Annotated in this window: 24 protein-coding genes, 1 tRNA gene and 2 rRNA genes (1 of these 27 cut by a window edge); 7 read left to right on the forward strand and 20 right to left on the reverse strand. The window is 64.6% G+C overall.

Features of this window, described 5'->3' with window-relative positions; genetic code table 11:
- Together LWC34_RS55010 and rrf are read left to right on the forward strand one after the other, a co-directional pair.
- Positions 1-1723: ribosomal RNA gene (locus LWC34_RS55010) — 23S ribosomal RNA — on the forward strand; it begins 1397 nt to the left of the window's first position.
- 89 nt (positions 1724-1812) lie between these two features.
- Positions 1813-1929, forward strand: a 5S ribosomal RNA gene (rrf, locus tag LWC34_RS55015).
- Positions 1930-2045: 116 nt separating this feature from the next.
- Here rrf and LWC34_RS55020 read toward each other — a convergent pair.
- From LWC34_RS55020 to LWC34_RS55035, 4 genes are all read right to left on the reverse strand, one after another.
- On the reverse strand, positions 2046-2624 hold the full coding sequence (locus LWC34_RS55020; protein ID WP_233734665.1) for an N-acetylmuramoyl-L-alanine amidase: 579 nt from the start codon (positions 2622-2624) through the stop codon (positions 2046-2048).
- A 33-nt stretch (positions 2625-2657) separates the two neighbouring features.
- Positions 2658-3575, reverse strand: a complete 918-nt coding sequence (locus tag LWC34_RS55025) for an alpha/beta fold hydrolase (RefSeq protein WP_233734667.1) — start codon at positions 3573-3575, stop codon at positions 2658-2660.
- Between the two features lie 126 nt (positions 3576-3701).
- A complete protein-coding gene (locus tag LWC34_RS55030) occupies positions 3702-4052 on the reverse strand; it encodes a histone-like nucleoid-structuring protein Lsr2 (protein WP_233734668.1) in 351 nt (116 codons plus the stop codon).
- A gap of 272 nt (positions 4053-4324) precedes the next feature.
- Complete coding sequence (locus tag LWC34_RS55035; protein WP_233734670.1) at positions 4325-5614, reverse strand: hypothetical protein; 1290 nt, start codon at positions 5612-5614, stop codon at positions 4325-4327.
- Positions 5615-5941: 327 nt separating this feature from the next.
- Between LWC34_RS55035 and LWC34_RS55040 the strand changes: the two genes are divergently transcribed.
- Both LWC34_RS55040 and LWC34_RS55045 read left to right on the forward strand, forming a co-directional pair.
- Complete coding sequence (locus LWC34_RS55040; RefSeq protein ID WP_233734672.1) at positions 5942-6445, forward strand: DUF3145 domain-containing protein; 504 nt, start codon at positions 5942-5944, stop codon at positions 6443-6445.
- A 19-nt stretch (positions 6446-6464) separates the two neighbouring features.
- Positions 6465-7073 (forward strand): hypothetical protein, encoded by a 609-nt coding sequence (locus tag LWC34_RS55045; protein ID WP_233734674.1) that lies wholly within the window; start codon positions 6465-6467, stop codon positions 7071-7073.
- 18 nt (positions 7074-7091) lie between these two features.
- Here LWC34_RS55045 and LWC34_RS55050 read toward each other — a convergent pair whose 3' ends face one another.
- The 12 genes from LWC34_RS55050 to LWC34_RS55105 form a co-directional block, all read right to left on the reverse strand.
- Positions 7092-7847 carry a nucleoside phosphorylase gene (locus LWC34_RS55050; protein WP_233734676.1) on the reverse strand — a complete coding sequence of 252 codons (756 nt, stop codon included), beginning with the start codon at positions 7845-7847 and terminating at the stop codon, positions 7092-7094.
- Positions 7840-8709, reverse strand: a complete 870-nt coding sequence (locus LWC34_RS55055; protein ID WP_233734678.1) for a carbohydrate kinase family protein — start codon at positions 8707-8709, stop codon at positions 7840-7842. Before LWC34_RS55055 ends, LWC34_RS55050 begins: the two co-directional genes overlap by 8 nt.
- Positions 8706-9239 (reverse strand): cysteine hydrolase family protein, encoded by a 534-nt coding sequence (locus tag LWC34_RS55060; protein ID WP_235731423.1) that lies wholly within the window; start codon positions 9237-9239, stop codon positions 8706-8708. Before LWC34_RS55060 ends, LWC34_RS55055 begins: the two co-directional genes overlap by 4 nt.
- A 36-nt stretch (positions 9240-9275) precedes the next feature.
- Positions 9276-10130: an ABC transporter permease gene (locus LWC34_RS55065; protein WP_233734682.1), complete on the reverse strand. Its 855-nt coding sequence runs from the start codon at positions 10128-10130 to the stop codon at positions 9276-9278.
- Positions 10127-11077 carry an ABC transporter permease gene (locus tag LWC34_RS55070; RefSeq protein WP_233734684.1) on the reverse strand — a complete coding sequence of 317 codons (951 nt, stop codon included), beginning with the start codon at positions 11075-11077 and terminating at the stop codon, positions 10127-10129. Before LWC34_RS55070 ends, LWC34_RS55065 begins: the two co-directional genes overlap by 4 nt.
- A 56-nt stretch (positions 11078-11133) precedes the next feature.
- Complete coding sequence (locus LWC34_RS55075) at positions 11134-12597, reverse strand: ABC transporter ATP-binding protein (protein WP_233734686.1); 1464 nt, start codon at positions 12595-12597, stop codon at positions 11134-11136.
- Between the two features lie 2 nt (positions 12598-12599).
- Positions 12600-13649: a BMP family lipoprotein gene (locus tag LWC34_RS55080; RefSeq protein WP_233734688.1), complete on the reverse strand. Its 1050-nt coding sequence runs from the start codon at positions 13647-13649 to the stop codon at positions 12600-12602.
- 87 nt (positions 13650-13736) lie between these two features.
- Complete coding sequence (locus tag LWC34_RS55085; RefSeq protein ID WP_233734690.1) at positions 13737-14966, reverse strand: beta-ketoacyl-[acyl-carrier-protein] synthase family protein; 1230 nt, start codon at positions 14964-14966, stop codon at positions 13737-13739.
- A gap of 75 nt (positions 14967-15041) precedes the next feature.
- A complete protein-coding gene (locus tag LWC34_RS55090) occupies positions 15042-15284 on the reverse strand; it encodes an acyl carrier protein (protein WP_233734692.1) in 243 nt (80 codons plus the stop codon).
- Between the two features lie 83 nt (positions 15285-15367).
- Positions 15368-16345 (reverse strand): beta-ketoacyl-ACP synthase III, encoded by a 978-nt coding sequence (locus LWC34_RS55095; RefSeq protein WP_233734694.1) that lies wholly within the window; start codon positions 16343-16345, stop codon positions 15368-15370.
- On the reverse strand, positions 16342-17217 hold the full coding sequence (locus LWC34_RS55100; RefSeq protein WP_235731510.1) for an ACP S-malonyltransferase: 876 nt from the start codon (positions 17215-17217) through the stop codon (positions 16342-16344). The genes LWC34_RS55095 and LWC34_RS55100 overlap by 4 nt, the downstream gene beginning before the upstream one ends.
- Positions 17218-17468: 251 nt before the next feature.
- Positions 17469-18677 carry a PucR family transcriptional regulator gene (locus tag LWC34_RS55105; protein ID WP_233734698.1) on the reverse strand — a complete coding sequence of 403 codons (1209 nt, stop codon included), beginning with the start codon at positions 18675-18677 and terminating at the stop codon, positions 17469-17471.
- A gap of 501 nt (positions 18678-19178) precedes the next feature.
- Here LWC34_RS55105 and LWC34_RS55110 point away from each other — a divergent pair.
- Genes LWC34_RS55110 through LWC34_RS55120 form a run of 3 tightly spaced genes read left to right on the forward strand, consistent with a single transcriptional unit; the run spans position 19179 to position 22122 of the window.
- The gene (locus LWC34_RS55110) at positions 19179-20501 is read left to right on the forward strand and encodes an NAD(P)/FAD-dependent oxidoreductase (RefSeq protein ID WP_233734700.1); all 1323 of its coding nucleotides are present in this window, start codon (positions 19179-19181) and stop codon (positions 20499-20501) included.
- A gap of 16 nt (positions 20502-20517) precedes the next feature.
- The gene (locus tag LWC34_RS55115) at positions 20518-21153 is read left to right on the forward strand and encodes a nicotinamide mononucleotide transporter family protein (RefSeq protein ID WP_233734702.1); all 636 of its coding nucleotides are present in this window, start codon (positions 20518-20520) and stop codon (positions 21151-21153) included.
- A 30-nt stretch (positions 21154-21183) separates the two neighbouring features.
- Positions 21184-22122: a hypothetical protein gene (locus tag LWC34_RS55120; protein ID WP_233734704.1), complete on the forward strand. Its 939-nt coding sequence runs from the start codon at positions 21184-21186 to the stop codon at positions 22120-22122.
- 128 nt (positions 22123-22250) lie between these two features.
- Here LWC34_RS55120 and LWC34_RS55125 read toward each other — a convergent pair whose 3' ends face one another.
- The 4 genes from LWC34_RS55125 to LWC34_RS55140 form a co-directional block, all read right to left on the reverse strand.
- Complete coding sequence (locus tag LWC34_RS55125) at positions 22251-22412, reverse strand: hypothetical protein (RefSeq protein ID WP_233734706.1); 162 nt, start codon at positions 22410-22412, stop codon at positions 22251-22253.
- Positions 22413-23478: 1066 nt separating this feature from the next.
- Positions 23479-23550 (reverse strand) — tRNA-Val (locus tag LWC34_RS55130).
- 37 nt (positions 23551-23587) lie between these two features.
- The gene (locus LWC34_RS55135; RefSeq protein ID WP_233734708.1) at positions 23588-24049 is read right to left on the reverse strand and encodes a peroxiredoxin; all 462 of its coding nucleotides are present in this window, start codon (positions 24047-24049) and stop codon (positions 23588-23590) included.
- An 84-nt stretch (positions 24050-24133) separates the two neighbouring features.
- Positions 24134-24565: a DUF3052 domain-containing protein gene (locus LWC34_RS55140; RefSeq protein ID WP_233734710.1), complete on the reverse strand. Its 432-nt coding sequence runs from the start codon at positions 24563-24565 to the stop codon at positions 24134-24136.
- Positions 24566-24909: the final 344 nt, after the last annotated feature.

Consider the following 24909-nt stretch of genomic DNA (forward strand, 5'->3'; position numbering starts at 1 on the left):
GAGTGAGAACCTCTGCCGCCGGATGACCAAGGGTTCCTGGGCCAGGCTAATCCGCCCAGGGTAAGTCGGGACCTAAGGCGAGGCCGACAGGCGTAGTCGATGGACAACGGGTTGATATTCCCGTACCCGCGTAGATGCGACCATGATGAACCCTTTGATACTAACCACCCAAAGCGGTGTTTGGAGCCTTCGGGCGATAAGCGTTGTGGAGCGTGGGACCTGATTTGGTATTAGTCAAGCGATGGGGTGACGCAGGAAGGTAGTTCCGCCAGTGAGTGGATGTACTGGTGTAAGCGTGTAGGGCGAACAGTAGGCAAATCCGCTGTTCATATAGCCTGAGACGTGATGCGTAGCCGATTGAGGCGAAGTGGATGATCCTATGCTGCCGAGAAAAGCCTCTAGCGAGTGTTTAAGCGGCCCGTACCCTAAACCGACACAGGTGGTCAGGTAGAGAATACTAAGGCGTTCGGGTGAACTGTGGTTAAGGAACTCGGCAAAATGCCCCCGTAACTTCGGGAGAAGGGGGGCCGTGTGGCGTGAAGCGTCTTGCGCGTGGAGCGTTGTGTGGCCGCAGAGACCAGCGAGAAGCGACTGTTTACTAAAAACACAGGTCCATGCGAAGTCGTAAGACGATGTATATGGACTGACGCCTGCCCGGTGCTGGAACGTTAAGAGGACGGGTTAGTCTCCTTGTGGGGCGAAGCTCAGAATTTAAGCGCCAGTAAACGGCGGTGGTAACTATAACCATCCTAAGGTAGCGAAATTCCTTGTCGGGTAAGTTCCGACCTGCACGAATGGCGTAACGACTTCTCGGCTGTCTCAACCACAGGCCCGGTGAAATTGCACTACGAGTAAAGATGCTCGTTACGCGCGGCAGGACGGAAAGACCCCGGGACCTTTACTATAGCTTGGTATTGGTGCTCGGTTCGGCTTGTGTAGGATAGGTGGGAGACTGTGAAGCTCTGACGCTAGTTAGGGTGGAGTCGTTGTTGAAATACCACTCTGGTCGAATTGGGTGTCTAACCTCGGACCATGATCTGGTTCAGGGACAGTGCCTGGTGGGTAGTTTAACTGGGGCGGTTGCCTCCTAAAGAGTAACGGAGGCGCTCAAAGGTTCCCTCAGCCTGGTTGGCAATCAGGTGTTGAGTGCAAGTGCACAAGGGGGCTTGACTGTGAGACTGACGGGTCGAGCAGGGACGAAAGTCGGAACTAGTGATCCGGCCATGGCTTGTGGAAGCGTGGTCGCTCAACGGATAAAAGGTACCCCGGGGATAACAGGCTGATCTTGCCCAAGAGTCCATATCGACGGCATGGTTTGGCACCTCGATGTCGGCTCGTCGCATCCTGGGGCCGGAGTAGGTCCCAAGGGTTGGGCTGTTCGCCCATTAAAGCGGTACGCGAGCTGGGTTTAGAACGTCGTGAGACAGTTCGGTCCCTATCCGCCGCGCGCGTAGGAGACTTGAGGAAGGCTGTCCCTAGTACGAGAGGACCGGGACGGACGAACCTCTGGTGTGCCAGTTGTTCTGCCAAGGGCATGGCTGGTTGGCTACGTTCGGAAGGGATAACCGCTGAAGGCATCTAAGCGGGAAGCTCGTTCCAAGATGAGGTCTCCCACCCTTTGTGGGTTAAGGCTCCCAGCTAGACGACTGGGTTGATAGGCCAGAGATGGAAGCACGGTAACGTGTGGAGTTGACTGGTACTAATAGGCCGAGGACTTGCTCACAAAGATGTTACGCATCCACTGTACGGTTTCTGAAATACTAGACCGGGCACCCTGAACACGGCGGGTGTGGTCTGATATTTTCATAGGTTTGCGGTGGTCATAGCGAAGAGGAAACGCCCGGTCCCATTCCGAACCCGGAAGCTAAGCTCTTCAGCGCCGATGGTACTGCACTGGGTACGGTGTGGGAGAGTAGGTCGCTGCCGCAATATTCTTTCGGGAAGGGTTCCATGGGTGACTGTGGGGCCCTTTCCGCATTTGTTTGTCGTGAGTGGTTATGTCGGTTCTAACCGGCGTAACCACTCACGACGGATGACCTGGGGTTTTAGTTGTTGATCAGGCGCATGTACCTGTTCCAGTCCCACAGTGGGCCTGGGTCCGTGTGAGTCGCGCCAGGAACCTCGTTGTGCCCGATGATGTGCCCGCGGTCCCGAGGAATCCCGTACTTCGCACAGATTGCCCGCACCAGAGCCGCCGAAGCCGCATACATCTGCGCGGTGAACCACTGGGGCTGGTCAACCCACCCCTCGTGCTCGATGCCGATGCTCCGGGTGTTGTAGTTCCAGTTGTCCGCGTGCCAGCCGACGTCCTTCTCCCTGACCAGCTGCGCGATGTGGCCGTCGCCGGAACGGACCAGATAATGCGATGAGACCTTCCGCGCCGGATTCTGGAAGATCGCGATCGCGTCCCGGTAGTACTCCTGGGTCACGTGAATGACCACGACATTGATCGGATACGTCGACGGCCGGTTGCTCGCCGTGTAGTTCGACGAAGTAGCTGGAATCCATTCTGCGCCGGGATAGTCAACCGCGGAGGCCGCTGCCGACGCAGGGGAAACCAGCGAGGCACCGGCCGCAAGTGTTCCGGCGCCCGCCAGCATGAGGTTTCGGCGGGAGATGGTCATGCGTGGAACTGTGACGCCGGGTCAACCGGGTTGTCAATCGTTTCCCAAGAGCTTTAACTGATGGTTGGTTGCCAACCAATCGCGGAAGATCGAAGCGACATGATCGGGTTGCTCGGCGTGCGGGTAATACCCGGCTCCGTGCACCATCTGGATGACTGTCGGTCCGGCGAGCCGGGCGGCCACATATCGGGCTTCGGTTTCCGGGCTCACGTTCGAAAACGCGGGATCGGCGTCGCCGGACGTGATCAACACCGGACAGGTTACGTGCGGCATCGCGATCTCGCAGCATTGCGTTCCCGGCCGCAGCATCGCTCGCACGGCGTCGTAGCGCCCAGGCTCGGCCAGATTCGCGGCGACGGCCTCCTGTCGCGCCGTGAAGTCCGCGGGCTTGTGTGGGCCCCATAGCCATGGCCACGCGCGGTTCCAGAGAAACCGGCCTATTCGCGGTCTCCTGATCAACCATCGGCCAGCCGCGGAGATGTAATTCGCCGCGTGTTCCCGCATGCGCTGACCCGTCAACAGCAGGGCTACGACCTTCTCCGGGTGATTGGCCGCCGCCACTACGGCCGCGCCCGCGCTGTAGTCGCATCCCACCAATATCGCCGGACCCGCGTCCAATGCCTGTACCAAGGCGATCATGTCGCTCGCGATGTCCGAGTCGGTGTACGACGGCCAGTTCGCCGATGATTCGCCGAGGCCGCGTAAGTCCATTGTCGCGACGGTGAAACCCGCGGTGACCAGCAACGCGGTCAGCTCGCGGTAAGTCGACCGGACGTCGGCCAATCCGGGCGCGCAGACGACCAAGGGGCCCTGGCCTTGTATGTCATACGCCAGCCGACCGCCTGGTATGTCCAAAAACTGTGTGGCCGCCACCCGGCTGCCTCTCGTGAAGGGCTGATGCTGCCCATAAACCAACGGCATAAGTGCGGCCAATGTCAATAAGGTTCTCACGCCCCGCAACATGATCGACACGTGTTGCTACCGAAGGCTACCGAGTTGGTGACTTACCGTTTACGCACAACTCCCCGGTACGCGACTGGTGGCATACCGGGGAGCTTTTTCCTCAAGCTATGGAAGTCAGCCGCCGTGGGCTTCCTTGAACTCGACCACCAGCGCGTGCGGCAGCCTGCCGCGTTCCGCGACAGTCTTGCCCTGCGAACGCGCCCACTCGCGGATCGCTTGATTCTGTGCGGCGTCTTCTGTCGACTTCTTTCCGGCGGCGTCGCCACCCGGGGCAAGTCGCTGCTTGCGTCCGCCGGTTCGGCGCGCGGCCGCGACATATGGTTCGAGAGAGTCCCGCAGCCTGGTCGCATTCTGTTCGGAGAGATCGATCTGGAACTCGACTCCGTCGAGCGTGAACGCGACAGTCTCGTTGGCTATTCCGCCATCCAGGTCGTCGACGAGCTCGACGACGGTCTTCTGTGCCACGGTTCCTCCGTGTGGTGAGTTTCGGTGTAGCCCCAGCCTGGTGTCAATGATAACCACGGCGATGCCATCGAAATAAACCCGTCCGGCATTTTCTTCTGTCTTTTAGTCCAGAAGTTACCCGGCTGGCCTCGCGTGACCTGGGCGATCCTTTTCCTACGCGAGCGGACTCCTCCCCGCTCTTAGCACATTGCGATAGCCAGTGCTCCGACTGGCGGAACCAGAGCGAAGTTCTCCCGCCGCTTGATCGGGTTGACAGCGTGGCCATTTGGTCATTAAGCAGGTAGGTTCAGTGACCTGGTCGCCGCGGTCTGCAGTGCTGGATCGTCCGGCGTGGTTGCCTTGTTCAACCAGATCAGCTGAACAATCCGGACTACCGAGCCGGTCTGCTTTGCCTGATATGCGGCCGACTCGAAGATCGGCTTGCGGCCGTCCGGCCATGGCGTTCCCTGTGCGGCCGGATCGGTGACGCTGCCAGTACCAGGGGCGGTCGCGACTTTCAAGAACGCTTCTGCGGTTGTGGCATCTTGGAATGTGAGATCAGCGACCAGTACTGCGATTGCGTCATTACCCGCAGTGCTCTCATACCGCGATCGCGTGAGTCCGACGCACCGGTTCGCTTGGAGCCAAACTTGCATATCACCGAATGTCCGAGCGGCGCAGTCGGTGTCCTCTACCTTGCCTTTCGGGGTGTATGCGACACCGTCGACCACTTGACTGGCTTGTTGCGCGACGCTCACCGATGTCTGCGGCCCTTCGGTGGCCTCAGGTTCGTCACCTGTCGCCGCAATCGCGACGATGATGCCGGTGACGATCAGAAGTCCGACCAACAAAACAGCCGTTACCGGTAACCAGCCCAACCGTTTTGCCGCAGGCTTCGGCTCAGCCGCATGGCTTGGCGCCTGCTGTGGTACCCGGGGAATGAGCAGCGTGCTCGCGGCGGCAAGGCCAGCGCCCGCCGATTCGGTAAAGCCCTCGCCCGCGAGGTCCTCATCGGTGAACGGCGGTTGATTGGGCGCCAACGCGGCCAGAATGGCATTCGCGCGACGGGGCGAGACGCGTCCCTCATAGACGGCCAATTCCCGGGCAGCGGTCAACAACGTCGTCGGTTCGGGATGAAGGATGCGAATACCGCGGGCCAGATCGGTGGTCGGCTGAGTCACGCGGGAGACGTACGGCCCGACGGCGATGACCGTTCCGACAAGCATCGGTTCGACGCCCTGCGACTGAAGTCGTGCGACGACGGCGGTGGCCGCTTGGACGGCCTCACTCGCCGGATTCACCGCATTGTCGGCGCGGACCAACGGCCAGCCGTCGACTTTCCATTGGCCGTTGACCGGGGCGTCAAGGCGCATCGCCGGGTCCGGCAAGTCGACGCCAACGATGACCAGCAGGCCGCGCGGCAGAATGACGATCGCGTCGACCGGTTCGGGACAATCCGGCGGTCGGCAGCCGATCAGGCCGAGCCCGCCGGCAATTGACTCGCCACGTCCCCACGACGCGAGTGCCGCCCGGACGTCGATACCGACCGTGGACGTCTCGTCGCCCAGCCGGATCAGCCGCATGGCATCTCTCCCCCGTCCCACCTTCGCGTGCCACCGTATCCCCGCCTGGCCACGGGATCCGAATCGAGGAGGTGACCAGTGGGCGCCGCCACACCGGCAGGAGGTATCCACCGGTGAATAAGTGCCGGTAGGGGCGACACGCCGGAGCGACACGCCGAAAAATATCAGCCGATCGGAGTGACTGGTGTGCCATCTGATAGTTCCTGTGGCGAAATTGCACAGTGAGGAGGCAGAATAGGCGCCGGGTCGACTTGTACCCACGATGGACCGCACGCTTCGCGAGGTCGTAGGGGAAGACGTTTCCTCGTCGAGTAGCGGAGGTCAGCAGTGAGCACAAGTGGCAGCACCCGTGGCGTGGTGTACGTCCACTCGTCGCCGTCTGCGGTTTGTCCGCACGTCGAGTGGGCGATTTCGGGCACCCTCGGTGTCCGGGCCGAGCTGAAGTGGACCGCCCAACCGGCGGCCGCTGGTCAGCTGCGGTCCGAATGTTCGTGGACCGGCGTCGCAGGCACAGGAGCCAAGCTGGTCCAGGCTCTGCGGGCGTGGCCGATGATCAGGTTCGAAGTCACCGAGGAGCCGAGCGCCGGGGTGGACGGCGAGCGGTTCTGTTTCGCACCCGGTCTGGGGCTGTGGCGCGCCAAGACATCTGCGAACGGCGACATCGTGGTCGGCGAAGACCAGCTGCGCGCGGTCGCCGCGGCGAGCCGTGGCGGCGAGTCGTTCGTCCACAAGGTCAACGAGATGCTGGGCTCGTCATGGGACGAGGCACTGGAGCCATTCCGCCGTGCCGGTGACGGCGCGCCGGTGACCTGGCTTCACCGCGTCGGCTGATCCGTGGCACGCTCGTACTGTGCAAGCAGTCAAGGGCCAGCGCGGACCACGGATATGGGTGGTCGCGCTGGCCGTTGCCGTCGTCGCGGCGGCAGCGGGTTACGCCGCGCGCGAGATCTACCGCCAACCGCCAACGCGCACAACCGTGCAGGAGATACCGGCACCGCCCAACACGTCGGTACAGGCTGAGGACCAACCTGGCGACGGTCAGGTGAAGGCCCTGCAGGACGTCGTCGACCATCCGCTGGCCAACGCGATCTGGCCGATGCTGCAGACCCACTTCGACTCGATCAATTCGAGGGACTACGACAAGTGGCGGACCACGGTCACCAAGGCCAGGGCCGCCGGGTTCGAACGCGCCGCCTGGCAGAGCGACTACAAGACGACCAAAGACGGCACCATCGTGATGCACCGAATCGACACGGCGCCCGACCGGAAGCTGCGTGTGCTGCTGAGCTTCACCAGCACCCAGGCCATTGAAGACGCCCCGCTCGAACTGCCGGAAGGCTGCATCATCTGGCACATCGTCCTCCCGCTGACCAAGGAGGACAACAAGTGGAAGATCGACGTCGGCACCGAAGGCGCCTCACCCCGCCACGAGAAATGCCCAGCACAGACTGGCCAATAGGGGACAATTCCGGTTCGTTCAGTCCCCGGCCGCGGCCAGTGCCTTCATCCCCGTCGCCATCAGTTCGACTTCGGCTTCCGTGCGGCCGTCGACCAGTTTCTCCTGGGTGAGGCCGTCCACGCTGGCCAAGCACAGCGACGCGGCCTCCGCACCCACCGCGCGGGCGACCACCAGCACCGCTGAGGTCTCCATATCCACGGCCTTCACGCCGTAGCGCCCGAGTTCCTCCATCCGGGCCTGTGTTTCCGCGGCACGGGCGGGTTCGGCGGCGAACATCTCGGTGTAGAAGCCGTCGTACGACGCGATCAACCCGGCCGTCCACGGCCGCGACCCGGCCGACAGCACCGAGCGCAGCGAGGTGTTGAGAGCGTGGGACGCGATAGCCGGGAAGCCCGCTGGCAAATACGTGCCAGACGTGGATTCGTTCCGCACTCCTCCCTCGGCGAGCACGAAAGACCCCAGCGAAGTCCCGCCGATACCAAGCACGGTCCCCAGGCGCAGGAACCGCCGAACACCCAGCATGGCCAGCTCGTGCAGGACAACCCCGGCAATGGGTGCACCCATGCCGAACGCGGCCACGGTCACGAGACGGCCCTCATAGGTACCGGTCACGGCGCTCAGCCCACGGTCCTCATTGAGCACCCGAGGGTTGTCGAGAAGGCCAGCCGCCTTGGTGACGCGGCCACGGTCGCCGACCAACACAGCGCGGTCGGCAACCTCGTCGGCTGAGCACCGAAGGAACCACGCCTGTTTCGATACCTCTTGGCTACCCATTGACAGGCAATCGCTCAAGCAGCATGGCCGTCGCGGCCTCAACACCACGCTCGGCGGCTTGCCGCGTCTCCTCTGGGTGCTCAAGCAGGCTGGCCACCATGCCCGCGAAGAACATGTCGCCTGCGCCCGTCGTGTCCACCGCGTCGATCTCTGTGCACGGGACCATGTCGTGCAGGTCGCCGCGCCAGATACGGACACCAGCCGGGCCGTGGGTCTCCGCCAGCAGAGCGTTCGGGCGTGTGCGTTCGAGCAATGTACGCGGAGCGACGATGCGGTCGAGGAACACGCGTTCGCGGGCGCTGAAGCTGACAACGCTCGCACGCGCGAGGATCCGGTGCACGACGCCCGGGGAGTACGCGTCCGGGTCGCCCTTCACGCCCCACGCCAGTTGCTGCGAGTCCGTCAGCAGGTCGAGCACCTCGAGGTTCGCGGGACGTGGGCCGACCATCAGGCACACCCAGTCGCAGCTTTCGACAATCTCGCGCTGACGATCCGTCAGGTTGCCTGCTGCGCGGTCGCCTGGGTCGTACACGACGACCGTCTCGCCGTCGGGGCCGTAGAACAGGTAGCACGACGGGGTGCGGATGCTGTCCGTTGAGATGCCCGAGATGTTCACGCCGTAGGCACTCAGCCGGTCCATGTACTCCTTGCCCGGCTCGTCGTCACCTACCCACGTGATGGCGTGCACTTCGTGGCCTGCTGCCGCTAGGCCGCGCGCCGTGTGCGCGATGCCGCCGATTCCTGGCCACGGGTCGGACAGACGGCGTTTGATCAACGTTGTGCCTGCCGCCGCACGGAACTCGTCGCACTCCATCGAGTGGTCCATGCTGGCGTAACCGACGACAGCGACCCGGCTGCTCACAGTCGCTCCAATGCCTGCTCGAGCGATACCACGGACCCGAAATAGCGGTCGATGTCCTCGAGTGACGCCTCGGCCAGGTGTGGCCGGTTCGAGTTGGTGGCCTCTTTCACCAAAAGGATCTCATATCCGGCCGCGAACGCGTCCTGAACCGTTGCCCGGACGCACACATTGGTCTTCACGCCGCCGATCACGAGCGTTTCAACGCCTTGTTCCCGCAGCATCAGGTCCAAATCCGTGCCGTAGAACGCGGAGTAGCGGCGCTTGGGCAGCTCCACCTCGTTCGGCCGATCTACCGGCGCAAACCCAGCCACGTACGGTGACTGGTCGTCACCGATTTCGCAGTGCACCGGAATTTTCTTGTGCTCGAAGTCGGCGAGTCCTGGCCGGTGGCGTTCCACCGCGTGCACGACCAACCGGTCGGCTTCGCGGGCTTTGTCCAAAAGCTGCCTGCACGGCTCGAGGACTTTCACCGAATCCGGATAGTAGGCCGGCTTGCCGGGCGCGAAAAACGCGTCGAGCACGTCGATCATAATTAACGCGACTGTTTTGCCGCTATCGGCCATATGTCAGCCTGCCCTTCGAGCTTTTCCCCGAACATCGCGCACGGCCGTTGCCGTCAGAACCGCGATGACCACAAGATACGGCAGCGTCTGGATCAGCTGGGCCGGCACTCCGCCGGTCTGCAGCCGCGCCTGTGTGGCGTCGAACACCGCGAACAGCAGGCACGCGAGCGCCGTCGGCAACGGACGCGCGCGGCCGAAGTAGAACGCGGCCAATGCGATGAACCCGCGCCCAGCCACCATGTCTTCATTGAAAAGCCCGACCTGGCCGAGAACAAGGTGCGATCCAGCGATTCCGGCGAGCACACCGGCCAAAACGCCCGCGATGTCCCGTATCCCGCTGGCCGGCAACCCGAGTGCGCCTGCCGCGTCGAATCCGTCGCCGGTGGCACGAAGCCGCAGTCCGCCAACCGTGTTTCGCAACGACCAGCCGATCACCGGGACAAGCAGGATCGCCAGCCAGAACAACGGATCGACGCCGAGGACGCGCGGCAGCGGATCGAGCCCGGCCACGCGCAACGTGCCGGACACCTCGAAAACGCTGCGCAGCAGGTACCCGATCAGCCTGCTGATCACGATCGTGAAGCCGAGCCCCGCGATGATCTCGTTCGCGCCGAGCCTGGTGATGGTCAACGACATCAGCAGCCCGAGCAGCCCACCGGTCGCGCCAGCCGCGAGCACGCCGAGCACCCAGTTGCCGGTCGCGCCTGAAATGAGCGCCCCGACCAGTGCTCCGGCGAGCATTTGCCCTTCAAGGCCGATGTTCACGACCCCGCCGACGCGATGCAGCAAGCCACCCAGCGCGGCCAGCGCGAGCGGGGTCCACAGCAGCAGCGCGGACATCAGCAGTCCAGTGATCATCGCTGCCGCCAGAGCCGGACCACCGCGAAGATCATCACAGTCCCGGACAACACGTCGACGATGTCCAAGGGGATGTGGCTGAACAGCTGCGCGGTCGTGCCCGCGGAAGCCAACGCGCCGAACAGGATCGCGCCGAGCACAACCCCGACAGCACTGTTGCGGCCAAGAAGTGCCACAGCAATTCCGGTAAAGCCGTAGCCGGGAGAGAACCCGTCAACGAATCGGTGTACGACACCCAACGCGTGCGCTGCGCCACCTAGCCCAGCGATGGCACCCGAAATGAGCATCGACACGATGATCACGCGCCCAACGCGGATCCCTTGCGCGGCGGCGAACCGCGAGTTCAACCCGGTCTGACGCAACTCGTACCCAAGCACCGAATGCCGGATCCACACCGCGTACAACGCGACCAACGCCAACGCGACGAGCACACCTGAGGTCAGCCCATACGGCGGCAGCAGATCAGGCAGCCACGAGCTCTGCGGGATCAACGGCGTCGCGGAGTTCGCGACACCCCTTGCCTGCAAGAACGTGGTGACCAGCCAGCCGGTCAGCCCGGCGACTACGAAGTTGAACATCAACGTGGTGACGACCTCGTCGACGTTCCACCGCGCTTTCAACCACCCAGGCACCGCGCTGACCAGCACGCCAGCGAGCGCACCCGCCAACATCCCGGCAACCAAATCCGCGTGCACCGCGACAGTCGCGCCGATCAGGCCGCCGAAAACGAAACCACCCTCGACGCCGACGTTGAAAACCCCGGCCCGGAAAGCGATCGCCGTGGCCAGACCGGTGAACAGCAGGGGAGTGGCGGCCGCGAGCGTCGCCGCGATCCGGTCGGTCCCGCCGAACGCCTCCCGAACAAGCAATTGGTAGAACTCAAGCGGGTTGTGCCCGGTAGCCAGCAGCACGATCCCGCCGAGCACCAACGCGATCACAAACGGCACAACGGCCCTGATAAAAGCTCGTGAGTGGTTATCCGTGTTAGAACCCTTATAAACACTCACGAGGCTTTCCTGCCCAGCATGAGGGTGCCGACGGCGTTGCGGCTGTCAGGCCCGCCGGGGACTTCACCGGCGATGTGGCCGCCGTGCAGGACGATGATCCGGTCGGACAGGTCCAGGAGTTCGTCCAGTTGCTCGGACACCAGCAGGATGGCGGATCCGTTGTCCCGCAACGCCCTGAGCTTGTCGTGGATGTACGACATGCCCAGCACGTCGACCCCGCGCGTCGGCCCCGCGGCGACCAGGAGTTTCGGATGCCGGTCGAGTTCACGGCCGATGACCACGCGCTGCTGGTTGCCGCCAGACAGCGTCCGTGCGGCGGCCGAGATCCGTCCATATCGGACGGAGTAACCATCCAGCACCCGTTTGGCGTACGCGCGAACAGCTGATGGCCGAAGCCAGCCGTACCGGCCAAGCGTCCGATGGGCGCCCGCGATTGCGTTGTCCGCAAGAGAAGCGTCCATCGACAGGCCTTCCGACCGGCGTTCACCGGAGATGTACCCGAGCCCAGCCAGCCGCCTGCGGTCCACTGGCAGCGTAGTGATGTCCTTGCCAGCCAAGGTGATCCGATCGGCCGATCGGCGCAGTCCGACGATCCGTTCGACGAGTTCGTCCTGGCCGCTGCCCGCGATCCCGGCGACACCGACGATCTCACCGGCACGAACGGAAAGCGGCACGTCACCGGAGACAACCAGAACCTCGTCGCCGATCACGGCCGAGGACGCGAACTCGCTGAACCGCACGTGCTGACCGACAATCAGCTCGATCAGCGAACCACGGTCCACTTCGTCCACTGGACGTGTGGTGATCACCTTGCCGCCACGCAGAACCGTGATCTCGTCGGCGACCGCGAGCACTTCGTCCACTTTGTGACTGATGAAAACGACTGTACGACCGGCATCCCGCAAGCCGCGCAACAACTGCAACAGATCATCGACCTGCGCGGGCGCCAACGCGGCCGTGGGTTCGTCGAGGATCAGCACGTCCGCGCCACGCCGCAACGCGCGCAGGATCTCCACCTGCTGACGGACGCTGATGGACACGTTGTCCGCCAAGGCTGTCCACGGCAGTTCGACGCCGACCCTGGCCGCGAGTTCTGAAGCTTCGGTCTGCGCGGCAGCCCAATCGATCCGTGGCCCACGACGAGGCTCGGTGCCAAGAACGAGGTTCTCCAGCAGGGTCAGTGACCCGATCATCGCCAGTTCTTGCGGCACCAGGCCGATTCCGTGGCCGATGCCGTCGGCCGGGCCGCGCAGCCGGACCGGGTGGTCGTTGATCACGACCGTGCCCGAATCCGGCTGGTCAAGCCCGTAAAGGATGCGCATCAACGTGGTCTTGCCAGCGCCGTTCTCGCCGACGACCGCGTGCACCGTGCCCGCCTGGACCTCGACGTTGACGCCTTCGTTGGCGCGCACCGGTCCGAACGCGCGCGAGATGTCCCGTGCGCCAAGGCGGACGGTCATTCTCAGCCCTGCAACCAGGCGGGATAGCCCTGGTCGATCACGTTCCACACCTTCAGCTGGCCGCCGATGATCTTCTGCTTGAGCTCGTCGACCTTGGTACGGACCGATTCCGGGATCTCGTTGCGGGTGAACTCGAAGTCCGTCAGGCCGACCGCGCCATCCGAAAGACCAAGGTTGATCACCTGACCGCCGAGCGGCTTGCCGTCCGCGTACGCGTCGACAAGGCGGCGTACCGCCAGGTCAGCGCGCTTGAGCACGCTGGTGAGCACGAACCCGGGAGCCAGCTTGTCCTGGTTGTCGTCGACGCCGATCGCGTAGTGGTTGTTCTTCTTCGCCGCCTCGATCACGCCCGCGCCAGTGCCACCGGCCACGTGGTACACGATGTCCGCGCCCCGCTGGAACATGGTCTCCGCCAGCTGGGAACCCTTGGTCGGGTCGCCGAAGGCGTTGCTGTAGGCCGTCAACACCTCGACCGACGGGTCGACGTCCTTGGCGCCCTGGATGTAGCCCGACAGGAACTTGTCGATACCGACAGATTTGGTACCGCCGATCACGCCGATCTTCTTGTCCGGGTTGATCTTCGGGTTGCCGGTCTGCGTCGTCATCATCGCCGCGAGCGCACCGGCCAGGTAGGACCCGTCGTGCTCGGCGAACAGCACCGACGTGATGTTCGGGCCGTCGATCTTGTTGTTCAGGAACGCCCACTGCACATTCGGGTAGGCCGAGGCGATGGTCGGCAGGATCTCGCCGTGCGAGAACTCAAGGTCGATCACCAGGCCGTAGCCCGACGTGCCCGCGCGGCGCAGCGACTGCTCGCCCTGCGCGACCACGTCATTGGACTCGATGGGGTGACCCTCGATGCCCTTTTCCCTGGTCGACGCGGTGAAACCGGACATCGCGAGGTCGTTGTACGACTCGTCGCCGAGCCCGCCCTGCGCGATCACCAGTGCGGCTTTCTTGGGTGGCGCCTGCGAGGTTGTCTCCGAAGCACACCCGGTCGCCACCAGCGCGACCACGGACAAGACGGTTAACGAGACCAGACGGGTTCGCATGACCTCGCAACTTACACCGACTAAAACCGCCAAGAGGGCCGCCCTTCGTCGGAAGGACGGCCCTCAGTCGCGAAATTGTTACATCTGTCAGGCGGAGGTGAAGGCGAGTGCCACGTTGTGCCCGCCGAAACCGAACGAGTCGTTGATGGCGGCCTTCAGGTCGACCTTGCGCGGCTCGCCGGCCACGACGTCGTGCACGACGCCGGGGTCGAGCTCATCGAGGTTCAGCGTCGCCGGAATGACACTGTCCTTAATGGACAGCACGGTGATGATCGCCTCGACCGCGCCTGCCGCGCCGAGCATGTGCCCGAGCGCGCCCTTCGGCGCGGTCAGGATCGGGTGCTCACCGATCGCCTTGCGGATGGCGACGGTCTCGGTCACGTCACCGACCGAAGTCGACGTCGCGTGGCAGTTCACGTGTCCGATGTCGGCGGGGCTGAGGCCACCGGTGCGCATCGCCGCGGTCATCGCCCGCGACTGGCCAGCGCCCTCCGGGTCCGGCGCGGTGATGTGGTAGCCGTCGGAGCTGGTGCCGATACCGGCCAGCCTGCCGTAGATCTTGGCGCCGCGGGCCTTCGCGTGCTCCTCCAGTTCGAGGACCATGATCCCGGCGCCTTCACCGAGCACGAAACCGTCCCGGTGCACGTCGAACGGGCGCGAGGCCTTCGTCGGCTCGTCGTTGTTGGTGCTCATGGTGCGGGCCTGGCAGAAACCGGCCATGGTGATCCCGGCGATCGCGGCTTCCGCGCCACCGGCGAGGACCACGTCCGCCTCGCCCGACTTGAGCATGCGGTACGCCCAGGCGATGGCCTCGGCACCGGACGCACAGGCGGACACCGGCGCGTGCACACCGGCACGGGCCTTGAGTTCGATGCCGACGTGCGCGGCGGGCCCGTTGGGCATCAGCATCGGCACGGTCAACGGCGACACCTTGCGCAGGCCCGGGCCTTCCAGCAGGTCGTGCTGGCCGAGCAGGGTGTGCGCGCCGCCGATGCCGGTTCCGATGATCACCCCGAGGCGATCGTTGTCGATCGTCTCGGCGTCCAGCCCGGAGTCGGCCCATGCCTGGCGGGACGCGATCACCGCGACCTGCTCACAGCGGTCCAGCCTGCGGGCTTCGACGCGCGGCAGGATCTCGGTCGGCTCGACCGCGAGCTCGCCGGCGATCCAGGTAGGCAACCCCAAGTCCTTGGGCCAGCTCGCCGCGATCGGGGCCACGCCACTCTTTCCGGCAAGCAATGCGTCCCATGTGGACGTCACGTCGCCGCCGAGCGGTGTGGTCGCGCCCAGCCCGGTGATGACGATGTCGTTGCTCATTACCCTCTTCTCCGCCCTTGGGGTGCCACCGACGCCGCCTCGGCGATCACGCTGAGGCGGTAGCGTCGGCTTTCGTCACACGGTGTTCTTGGTGATGTAGTCGACCGCGTCGCCGACCGTCTTGAGGTTCGCCAGCTCGTCGTCCGGGATCTTCACACCGAAGCGGTCCTCGGCCTGAACAGCGATCTCCACCATGGACAACGAGTCGATGTCCAAGTCGTCCACGAAGGACTTCTCGACGGTGACGTCGTCCTTGGCCACGCCCGCGACCTCTTCGACGATGTCGGCGAGACCTGTCAGGACTTCTTCGTTCGCCATCGATCTTTTCCCTTTCTGGTTACCGATAAATCCACCGCGGGCGACTGGGCGCCCTGTGGGACTCTAACTACGGGGGAGTCTAGCTACGGGCTGATCACGACCTGTCCCGCGTAGGACAGGCCAGCCCCGAAACCGACCATCAGCAGCACATCGCCGGTGTTCACGCGGCCGGCCTTGCGCATGTTGTCCAGCGCGATCGGGATGGACGCCGACGAGGTGTTGCCGGTGTAGACGATGTCGTCGGCCACCTCCATCTTCTCCCGCGCGCCTTCCTTGCGCAGCCGCTTGGCGATCGCCTCGACGATCCGCAGGTTCGCCTGGTGCGGGATCAGAGCGTCCACATCGGACGGCTGCAGGCCCGCGAGTTCGAGCGCGCGCAACGCGATCGGCGCGATCTGCGTTGTCGCCCAGCGGAAGACCGTCTGGCCTTCCTGATAGATGTACCTGTTGTCGCGGTTGTAGATCATGTCGACCATGTCACCCGCGCTGCCCCACGCGACCGGGCCGATGCCCGGCTCGTCGGACGGACCGACAACGGCGGCACCGGCACCGTCGGCGAAGATGATCGCGTTCGCCCGGTCGGTCGGGTCCACCCAGTCGGTCAGCTTCTCCGCGCCGATCACCAGCACCCGCCCGGCAGAGCCGGAGCGCACCAGGTCGGACGCGGTGGCCAGTGCGTAGCAGAACCCGGCGCACGCGGCGTTCAGGTCGAACGCGCCAGCGGCCTTGACGCCGATCCGGTCGGCGACCTGCGCGGCCGCGTTCGGGATAGGTGACGGCATCGTGCAGTTCGCCACGATCACAGTGTCCAGATCGGACGGCTGCAGTCCGGCGTCCTCGATCGCCCGGATCCCCGCGGCGACCGCCATGTCCACAAGGGACTCGTCGGCGCGTGCGAACCGGCGCTCGACAATGCCGACCCGTGTGCGGATCCACTCGTCGTTGGTGTCCATCCGCTGCGACAGGTCGTCGTTGGTGACGATCTGCTCAGGACGGAAGCTGCCGACGCCGAGGATCCGGCTGCCTGCCGGTCCGGTCGCGATGTTCAGCGAGGTGCTCACTTGCTGCCTTCCACGAACTCCGTCAGGGAGTCCAAGTCCGCCGGGGTCTTGAGCCGGATTCGTGCTACCGACGGCAGTTCCCGTTTGATCAGTCCGACCAGTGCGCCTGCCGGCGGCAGTTCGACCGCCACCGTGACACCGCGCTGGCCAAGGGTCGCCATGCAGGCGTCCCACTTCACCGGCCGCGTCACCTGGTCGACCAGCCTGGTCAAGGTTTCCGTGCCGGTGGTCACCTGGCCGCCATCGGCATTGGACAACAGTGTCCACACCGGATCTTTCGTCGGCACCGTACCGGCATACGCGCGCAACGCATCCTGCGCAGGCGCCATGTACTTCGTGTGAAACGCGCCCGCGACCTTCAGCGCCCTCGACTTCACGCCAGCGGGCAAATCAGCGGCTAGCCGCTGAAGCGCGTCGGTGTCACCGGCGGCGACGATCTGGCCAGCGCCGTTCTGGTTGGCCGGTTCGACGTCGTACTCGGCCAGTTTCGCGAGCACGACCTCGCGCTCACCACCAAGTATCGCAGTCATCCCGGTCGGGTGCAGTGCGCACGCGGCGGCCATCTCGCGGCCACGCACGCTCGCGAGCCCGACGGCGTCATCGGCCGTGAGCACTCCAGCGACGGCGGCCGCGGCCAGCTCACCGACGGAGTGACCGGCGACGATCGTATCGGCGGGCACCGTGAATCGCTTCTCGATCTCCGCCTGCGCCAGCAGCGCGGCGGCGACGACCAGCGGCTGCGTGACCGAGGTGTCGACGATCTCCTCGGCGGTCGCCGTGGTGCCCAGCTTGCGCAGGTCGAGGCCCGCGCGCTCGGACCAGCCGGCGAGGCGTTCCTCGGCACCGTCAAGCTCGAGCCACGGTGAAAGCATTCCGGGCGCCTGGGAGCCCTGGCCAGGGGCGAGTATCGCGATCACACCGCTCACTGAACACTTTGCAGGTCAGCCGACGGGATGCCGCCACTCACGAAGTCTGTCCGGAGTTTTTGTAGCGTGTCTACAACCGTTACCGGGAGATGACGTGCTGAAACGGGAAAACGTTGTGGAGGTGAACGGTTAACACGAACGCGTGACACGCGTTATGTGTGTCACTCTCTTGAATTTTCCGCCGTTCACGGTGTCGATTACCACAGGCCTCTCGCTCTGGCCAGGCGCCCAACGGCCAACGCGACCCGAAGTACAAGTGAATCCCGTGGATCATTCGCGTTACGCCCAGTGAGCTCGGCGACGCGACGCAAACGGTAGCGGACCGTGTTCGGATGCACGAACAGCTGCCGCGCGCACGTCTCCAGCACGCCCCCGACCTCGAGATACGTGTCCACGGTCTCCAGCAGCGACCCGCCGGCTTCCTCCAGCGGCCGTGCGATCCGGTCCACCAGCTGCCACTCCGCCTCAGGATCGCCAGCAAGCGCTCGTTCGGGCAGCAGGTCGGTTGACCGGACCGGGCGCGGAGCCGCGGGCCAACCCACCACCGCACGCAGTCCGGACAGCGCATCCGCCGCACTGCGATGAGCCTCGGCGAGGCTCGCCACGGTTGGGCCCGCGACGACAGGACCGTCACCGAACGCGGCCGTGATCCGGTCAAGCACGGCTTTGCTGGGCGCGCGGCCGCGGCGTTCCTCACCGACCAGGTCGTCCGTCGGACCCGCGAGGACAACCACGAGACGGGTCCCTTGCACGCTCAGCAGGACCGCTCGCCCCAACCTCGCGGCGCGGCTACGGACTTCGTAAACGACCGTCGGCGGGTCATCGGACGGCCGGTTGCCCACGAGCACGGTCGCTTCGGCCGCCGGGTCCCACCCCAACGCCGCGGCCCGTGACAACAGGGCCTCTTCGGCGTCGCCACGCACGATGCCGTCCACGACCAGGGCTTCCAACCGCGCGTCCCAGGCGCCTCGGGCTTCGGCCGCGGAGGCGTACGACATCGCTGACGCGAAGGCGACCTCGCGCCCGTAGCGAAGGACCGCTTCGCCGAGGATGGCGCGTTCCTCGTCGTTGGCCGCGAGATCAGGAACCTGCCCTTCGAAGACCTGCAAGGCGACCCGGACCAGCTCCACGGTCTGCCTCAGGCTGATCCACCGGGACAAATCGCGCGGGGCCGCGCGGAAGACGTCGGTGGTGAGTCGCAGCGACGCGGTCTCGTCCTTGAGCCACGCGGTGAAACCCGCGACGCCGGACTGCGCGATCAGCAGCACGCTGGCGCGCTGGTCGGCTGGCATTCGGCTGAACCAGGGGAACTGCGAGTCCATCGCGGCGAGGGTGGCCGAGGCGAGTTTGCCGGACGCGCGTTCCAGCTCGCCAAGCGTCTTCGCCGAAATGGCCCCTGCTCTCATCCTGACAGCTTGACACGAAGGGGAAGGACAGATGGAAGGGGAGTGTGGACTGCCGGTAGATCTGTTGCTGGTTCAAGCCCAACGCGCCCCAGCGCGGATGGTGACGTAAATCTGTGCTGGTCAAAGCGCAGCGTGCCCAGCGCAGATGGTGGCATAAATCTGTGCTGGTCAAAAGCGCGGCGTGCCCAGCGCTGGGTCAGAAGAAGCTCGCACCGTGGGGGGTATGGGGGGCTCGGCCCCCCAAATAGGACGACAGGCCATGTGCGAAGGTGCGCCAGCACCGAAGTAAATGGCCCTCTGGAGTGTAGTGGTGCGCTGCACTCCAGAGGGCCTTCTCCCCGGTCCCCACCGGTAGATCCACTATGGACTGTTCTTGATCTCCACGCCACTCGTGTCCCCCTATCGTGGGACCAAGGTCCTGGGCGCGGATCCCGCTGGAGAGGGAGAAAGCCGGGTCGGACAGGGGAGGTCGGCCCGCGTCTGCCGGAGCACGCTCAAGCTATGACACACATCCTGATCGTCGGTGGCGGTTATGTCGGGATGTACACCGCCATTCGCTTGCAGAAGAAGCTGCGGCAGGGGGAAGCGACGGTGACCGTCGTCGATCCTCAACCGAACATGACGTACCAGCCGTTCTTGCCGGAAGCGGCCGCCGGATCGATCGAACCGCGGCACGTCGTGGTCCCGCTGCGTCGGGCGTTGCCGAAATGCACGGTGGTGACTGGGAAGGTCACGAATGTCGACCACGAACACAAGGTCGCGACCGTTGTCCCAGCCGAAGGCCTGCCGACGTCGATGCCCTACGACATCCTTGTGATGGCAGCAGGTTCTGTAGCACGAACGTTGCCGATCCCCGGCCTTGCCGAGTCCGGCATCGGGTTCGCAACTGTCGGCGAGGCCATCTATCTGCGCAATCACGTCCTCTCGCGGTTGGATGTCGCGTCGAGCACGCCGGAACGCATGCGGCGCGCGCTGACGTTCGTCGTGGTCGGCGGGGGATACGCGGGCGTCGAGGTGTTCGGCGAACTCGAGGACATGGCCCGCTACGCCGTACGCGTCCACAAGGGACTGTCTCCTTCGGACATGCGATGGGTGCTTGTCGAGGCGAGCGACCGGATCCTGCCCGAGATCAGCCCGGCGATGTCGGACTACACGATCCGACGGCTGACCGAGCGCGGAATGCGGGTTCGGTTGAACACCAAGCTGGTCTCGATGGTCGACGGGCACGTCGAGCTGTCCGACGGGACATCGTTCGAAGCCGACACCGTGGTCTGGACGGCTGGCGTGAAAGCGAACCCGCTCGCGATGAAATCGGGAATGCCGATCGACTACCGGGGCAGGCTCATTTGCACGGAAACCTTGCAGGCCAGGGGGCTGCGAGGTGTCTGGGGCGCGGGCGACAGCGCGGCCGTGCCAGACCTGACAGGCCTCGGCGCGCTGTGCACACCCAGTGCTCAGCACGCGGTCCGTCAGGCGAAAGTGCTGGCGGACAACATCATCGCCTCGCTGCGTAACGGCAACCTGAAGCCGTACAAGCACAAACACGCGGGCTCGGTGGCCAGCCTCGGTCTGCACAAAGGCGTTGCCCAGGTCTACGGCATCCGGCTGCGCGGCTGGCCCGCGTGGCTGATGCACCGCGCGTACCACTGGAGCCGCGTGCCGACCGCGGGCCGGAAACTGCGCGTGTTGCTCGACTGGATGACGGTGTTCTTCTCGCGGCGCGAGATCGTGTCGCTCGGCCAGATCCAGAACCCGCGCCGGGACTGGGAACTCGTCGTACGGGAGACAACGCACAGCATGAAGGGGAATACTCGGACCCAATGACAATGTTGGGGGTGGGGTGCGGTTCTTTCTGGAGCACGGCATCACCGTGCTGGGGCAGCGGACCTCGTACGCCGAGCTGATCGGCCAGATCTGTGCTTTGGCGGTGGTGTTTCTCGCCAAGTACCGCACCCTGTGGACGTGGCCCGTGCAAGTCGCGGCCACGGTGTTGCTGTTCAGTGTCTACGTCTCCGCGCACCTGGGCGGCCTCGCGTCCCGGCAGGTCGTGATCCTGCTGATCAGCATTTACGGCTGGTGGGCGTGGACCCGTCACCGCGACCCGATCTTCGGGGTTGTGGTGCGCCGGTCGACGTGGCCAGAGATCTTCGTGACGATCGGCGTTCTGATCGTCGGCACCGCTGGCGTGGCGTGGTTGCTGCACGCGTTGAATGCTTCCTGGGACCCGGTGCCGGACGCCGCGATCTTCGTGGGGACGGTCGTCGCATTCGCTTTGCAGGGCCGTGGACTGGTCGAGTTCTGGCTGGTCTGGCTGGTGGTTGACGCGGTCGGCGTACCGCTGCAGATCAACTCGGGCCTGTGGTTCAGCGCGCTGGTCTACACGGTGTTCGCGGGCTTGGTGATCTGGGGCTGGCTCAGCTGGATCCGGGACGCTCGGCGAAACGTGCCGAGCGTGCGGAAGGCAGCCACCGGGTAACGATTGTCGCGGTCGGCCCGAGAGTGGGGCATGGCCACCGAGGAGTTCGGCTGGGCCGGTGAGCCCACGATGGAGCACTGGTCCCGCGTGACCAACGACAACGCGCGGGTCACGTTCGGCATGATCGTCGTCGTCCACGCTTCCTCGAAACAGGACGAGGCAGAGGCTCTCGAGCGCGCGTTGCGGGCGAAGTTCGAGAAGCAGACCGGTGTCATCCACAACAGTTTCTTCTGCTCACGCGAGCGCGGCGGGGTCGCGCTCGTGCAGTCGGAGACCAGTTGGGAGCTGCACACAACGCTGGACTCAGCCGACGCCGACCTGGTCAAGCTGGAGGCAGACTGCCGCGCGTCGGTCGACCAGGCGCGGGACATGTTGCCGGGCTCGCAGATCAAGACACTCGTCGAGACGCTGTACTCCGCGATGACCCGGGTTCTGCTGGCGGCAGACCTGTTGCGCGAGCCTCAGGCCGACCGCGCCGCGATTCTCGCGACCGCGCAGAAGGAAGTCCTGCACGCCACCACTCGCGTGCAGGCGGCGATCCAGCGTCAGGCCCGCTTCAACTACTTCCAGGGTGCTTTGGTTGGCACCATCGGTACCGCCGCGTTGGTTGTGCTGGTGGGCGTGGCGAGCGTGCAGTTCTGGCCTGGGGTGCTGAACACGCCTGGTCTGGTGGTGTCTTCGCTGTTCGGCGCGTTGGGTGCGGTGGTCAGCATTTTCCAGCGGACGTCGAAGGGCAACCTGATCCTCGACTTCAACACCTCGACCCGGCATCTGCGGGCGTTGGGCGGGTTCCGCCCGTTGGTCGGCGGGATCTTCGGCGCGGTCGCCCAGTTCGCTTTGACGGCGGGCACGATCAACGCGACGCTCGGACTGTTCGCGCTGGCCGGGTTCGCGGCCGGATTCAGTGAGCGTTTCGCGACCGACATGATCGAGCGCGCCGGCCAGGTGATCGCGAAACTGCCGAACTGATGTTTTCTTGGCCCCGGTCGCCGCACGCGTGGCGTGCGGCCGACCGGCTCCTGACGTGAACACGACCGCCCCTCGTGGTCGTGTGCGTCAGTGAGCCGGGACACTTCTGACGCGCCCCGGCTCACTGGTCAGGCAAGACCGATGACGATGATCACCAAAGTGATCACGCCACTGAACAGGATGACCATCGTTGCCATGGCCCAACTGATCTGTCCGGCCCGGCGGTGCCGCCCATGCTGGGAAGTCGCCCGACCGGGCGACGGCTCATCCGCTGGTTCTACGGTTAACATGGGGACGTTGCGCCTCCACTTCTTGGCGGGAGTCGGAGATATCAACAATCACGCGGTCTCCTGGTGAAGCAGGGGGCCGCGTTTTTTCCGCAACCAGAAACTACCATCCGAATGAGTCCCGTTGCGGAACTCAACCAAGGCAGCCTCGTAAGTGAAGGCCGAACTGCCCGGTAGCTTTAGCCGTCGCCATCAAAGAAGCGACGAGCGGACCGAAAACAACGCTGAACGGCCCATCCGTTTATGCGCGGGAGAATGATCGAAACCTCGGTCACGGCTCCGAACCCGATCTACCCCCAGTGCTCTAGTAGCTAGGCCGTGTGTCACCTGATCAGGGAAGTTCGTCAAACCCCGACTGCGTACAGGCGTCGAGAGTCCTGAATTCTGACACGGCCCAGATCGGCCCGGCAGAAGCTTTGCCGACCCCTCATGCCGTTCGGCGCAAGCCACCGCGCCTCGTCGGCAGCATCCCACGGACAGAAGCGGCACTTGTGTCCTACCTATCGTCACACCAAGCCAGAACAGTTACGTCGACCGTCAGAACTGACACTTGATAGCCCATCCGAGTGAACCCACCCGCTTTCGCCGATCCCAGATAAAAGCCCCCCAATTACAGGACAAAAATCTGTCAACAAAACCAAACCAAAGAAATCCCAGGAGAGCGGCGGACAGGCCAGCCAAGGAAAAGGCCGAAGAAGCAGAAGCCCGCCGCTCCAGAAGCGCCGCGCGACAGGGAAGAAGACCGGAGAAGAGGCGGCGGAAGGCCAGCCGAGCAAGAGCGACCGCAGGAAGGCTGGGGAAGCGCCAGGTGAGGACAAGAAGAGCATGGAAGGCCGGGAGAAGAGCCTGAGGCGGCAAAGAGGGACCAGCGCAGGAGAAGGCCCGGAATGGAAAGGGGCGAAGGAGGGCCACAAGAACTAAAGCCGCGCTGGTTCAAGCGCAACGTGCCCAGCGCTGGTTCAGAAGAAGCTCGCACCGTGGGGTCTGGGGGGCTCGGCCCCCAGAAGACACAGGGGGCGCGGGCTGCGCCCACGGGGCCACGCTGGAAACCCCAAACGATGGCCCCCCGTGGGCGCAGCAGGGTTCGAACCTGCGACCCCCTCCTTGTAAGGGAGGTGCTCTTCCGCTGAGCTATGCGCCCTTCTCGGGCGACACGCGAGGGTGTCGCCCGGTGACAATCATGCCAGGTCGGTCACGGCCTTTTTCCAGGCCTCCTGGTCGCGTGCCTCACCAGGCTGGTTGACCTCCGCGTATCGCACGTCACCTGCCTTGTCGATCAGGAACGTGCCGCGCAGGGCCATGCCTGCTTTGTCGTTGAACACGCCGTAGGTGGTGGCTACGGCTCCGTGTGGCCAGAAGTCCGAGAGCAGCGGGAACTGGTAGCCCTGCTGCTCGGCCCATGCTTTGAGGGCGAAGGGGGTGTCCACGGACACGCCGAGGACCTGGACGTCGGCGCCTTCGTATGTCGCCAGTTCGTCCCGTACCTGGCAGAGCTCGCCCTGGCAGAGGCCGCTGAACGCGAACGGGTAGAACACCAGAAGCACGTTCTTCTCGCCCCGGAAGGACGAGAGGGTGACCGGCTGCTTGTTGTAGTCGTTGAGCGTGAAGTCCGGGGCCTGCGTACCGACCTCGACCGCCATGCTGTGTCCTCCCAGTGAAGTTGAGGAGCCCAGCCTAGTGCGCCCGTCTGGGCGACGTCCCAGACGGTTCGCTACCGGCGGATCTCAGCGGCGGGTGTTCGCGGACTTCGGCGACACCAGCCTTGTCGCCATCCAGTCGTCGCCGACGCTGATATTCGACGTCTGCGCCATCCCGGCTGTCGACACCGCCTCCGAGATCTCACTCGGCTCCACGTGCCCGTCCCGCCCGTTCTTGGGTGTCATCACCCAGATCACGCCGGTGTCGGCGAGCGGACTGCGGACATCGAGGAGCGTGTCGGCGAGGTCACCATCGTCTTCCCGCCACCACAGCAGGATGACGTCGACCACCTCGTCGGCGTCCTCATCCAGCAGGTCAGATCCACTGCGCTCCTCGATGGCGGCACGCACGTCGTCATCGACGTCCTCGTCCCAGCCGATCTCCTGGACGACAATGCCTGGTTCGATCCCAAGCTTCTCGGCGACGCCTGCTTTGCCGGCGTCTCCCGCGGCCACCACGGCTTCCACTCCTCCATGTGAACCAATGCGGCGCCGGAGGCACCGCGTGTTAGGCGATAGCGAACACTTTCAGTACCCGTGTGCGCAACCGTCCACACCGGGTTAAGCCCCAACTGTGTCCGCGCGTGAGTCCAACCGTGCCCGCACTATGGTGACGGTATGCATCGGATCGTCCCGTGCCATGTAGAGGCAATACCACTCCTGTGAGTGTGGGGGACACCGCCATCGGGTTACTCACCAGTAGTGATGACGTGAGACCCGATCGGGACGACGATGAGGTATGACGCACGCCAACCGGGTTGAATTGGCGTAGGAAACAACGAGAGAACCAGGCGAGGAGACCC

The sequence above is a fragment of the Kibdelosporangium philippinense genome (assembly GCF_021390435.2).
GTDB lineage: Bacteria > Actinomycetota > Actinomycetes > Mycobacteriales > Pseudonocardiaceae > Kibdelosporangium > Kibdelosporangium philippinense.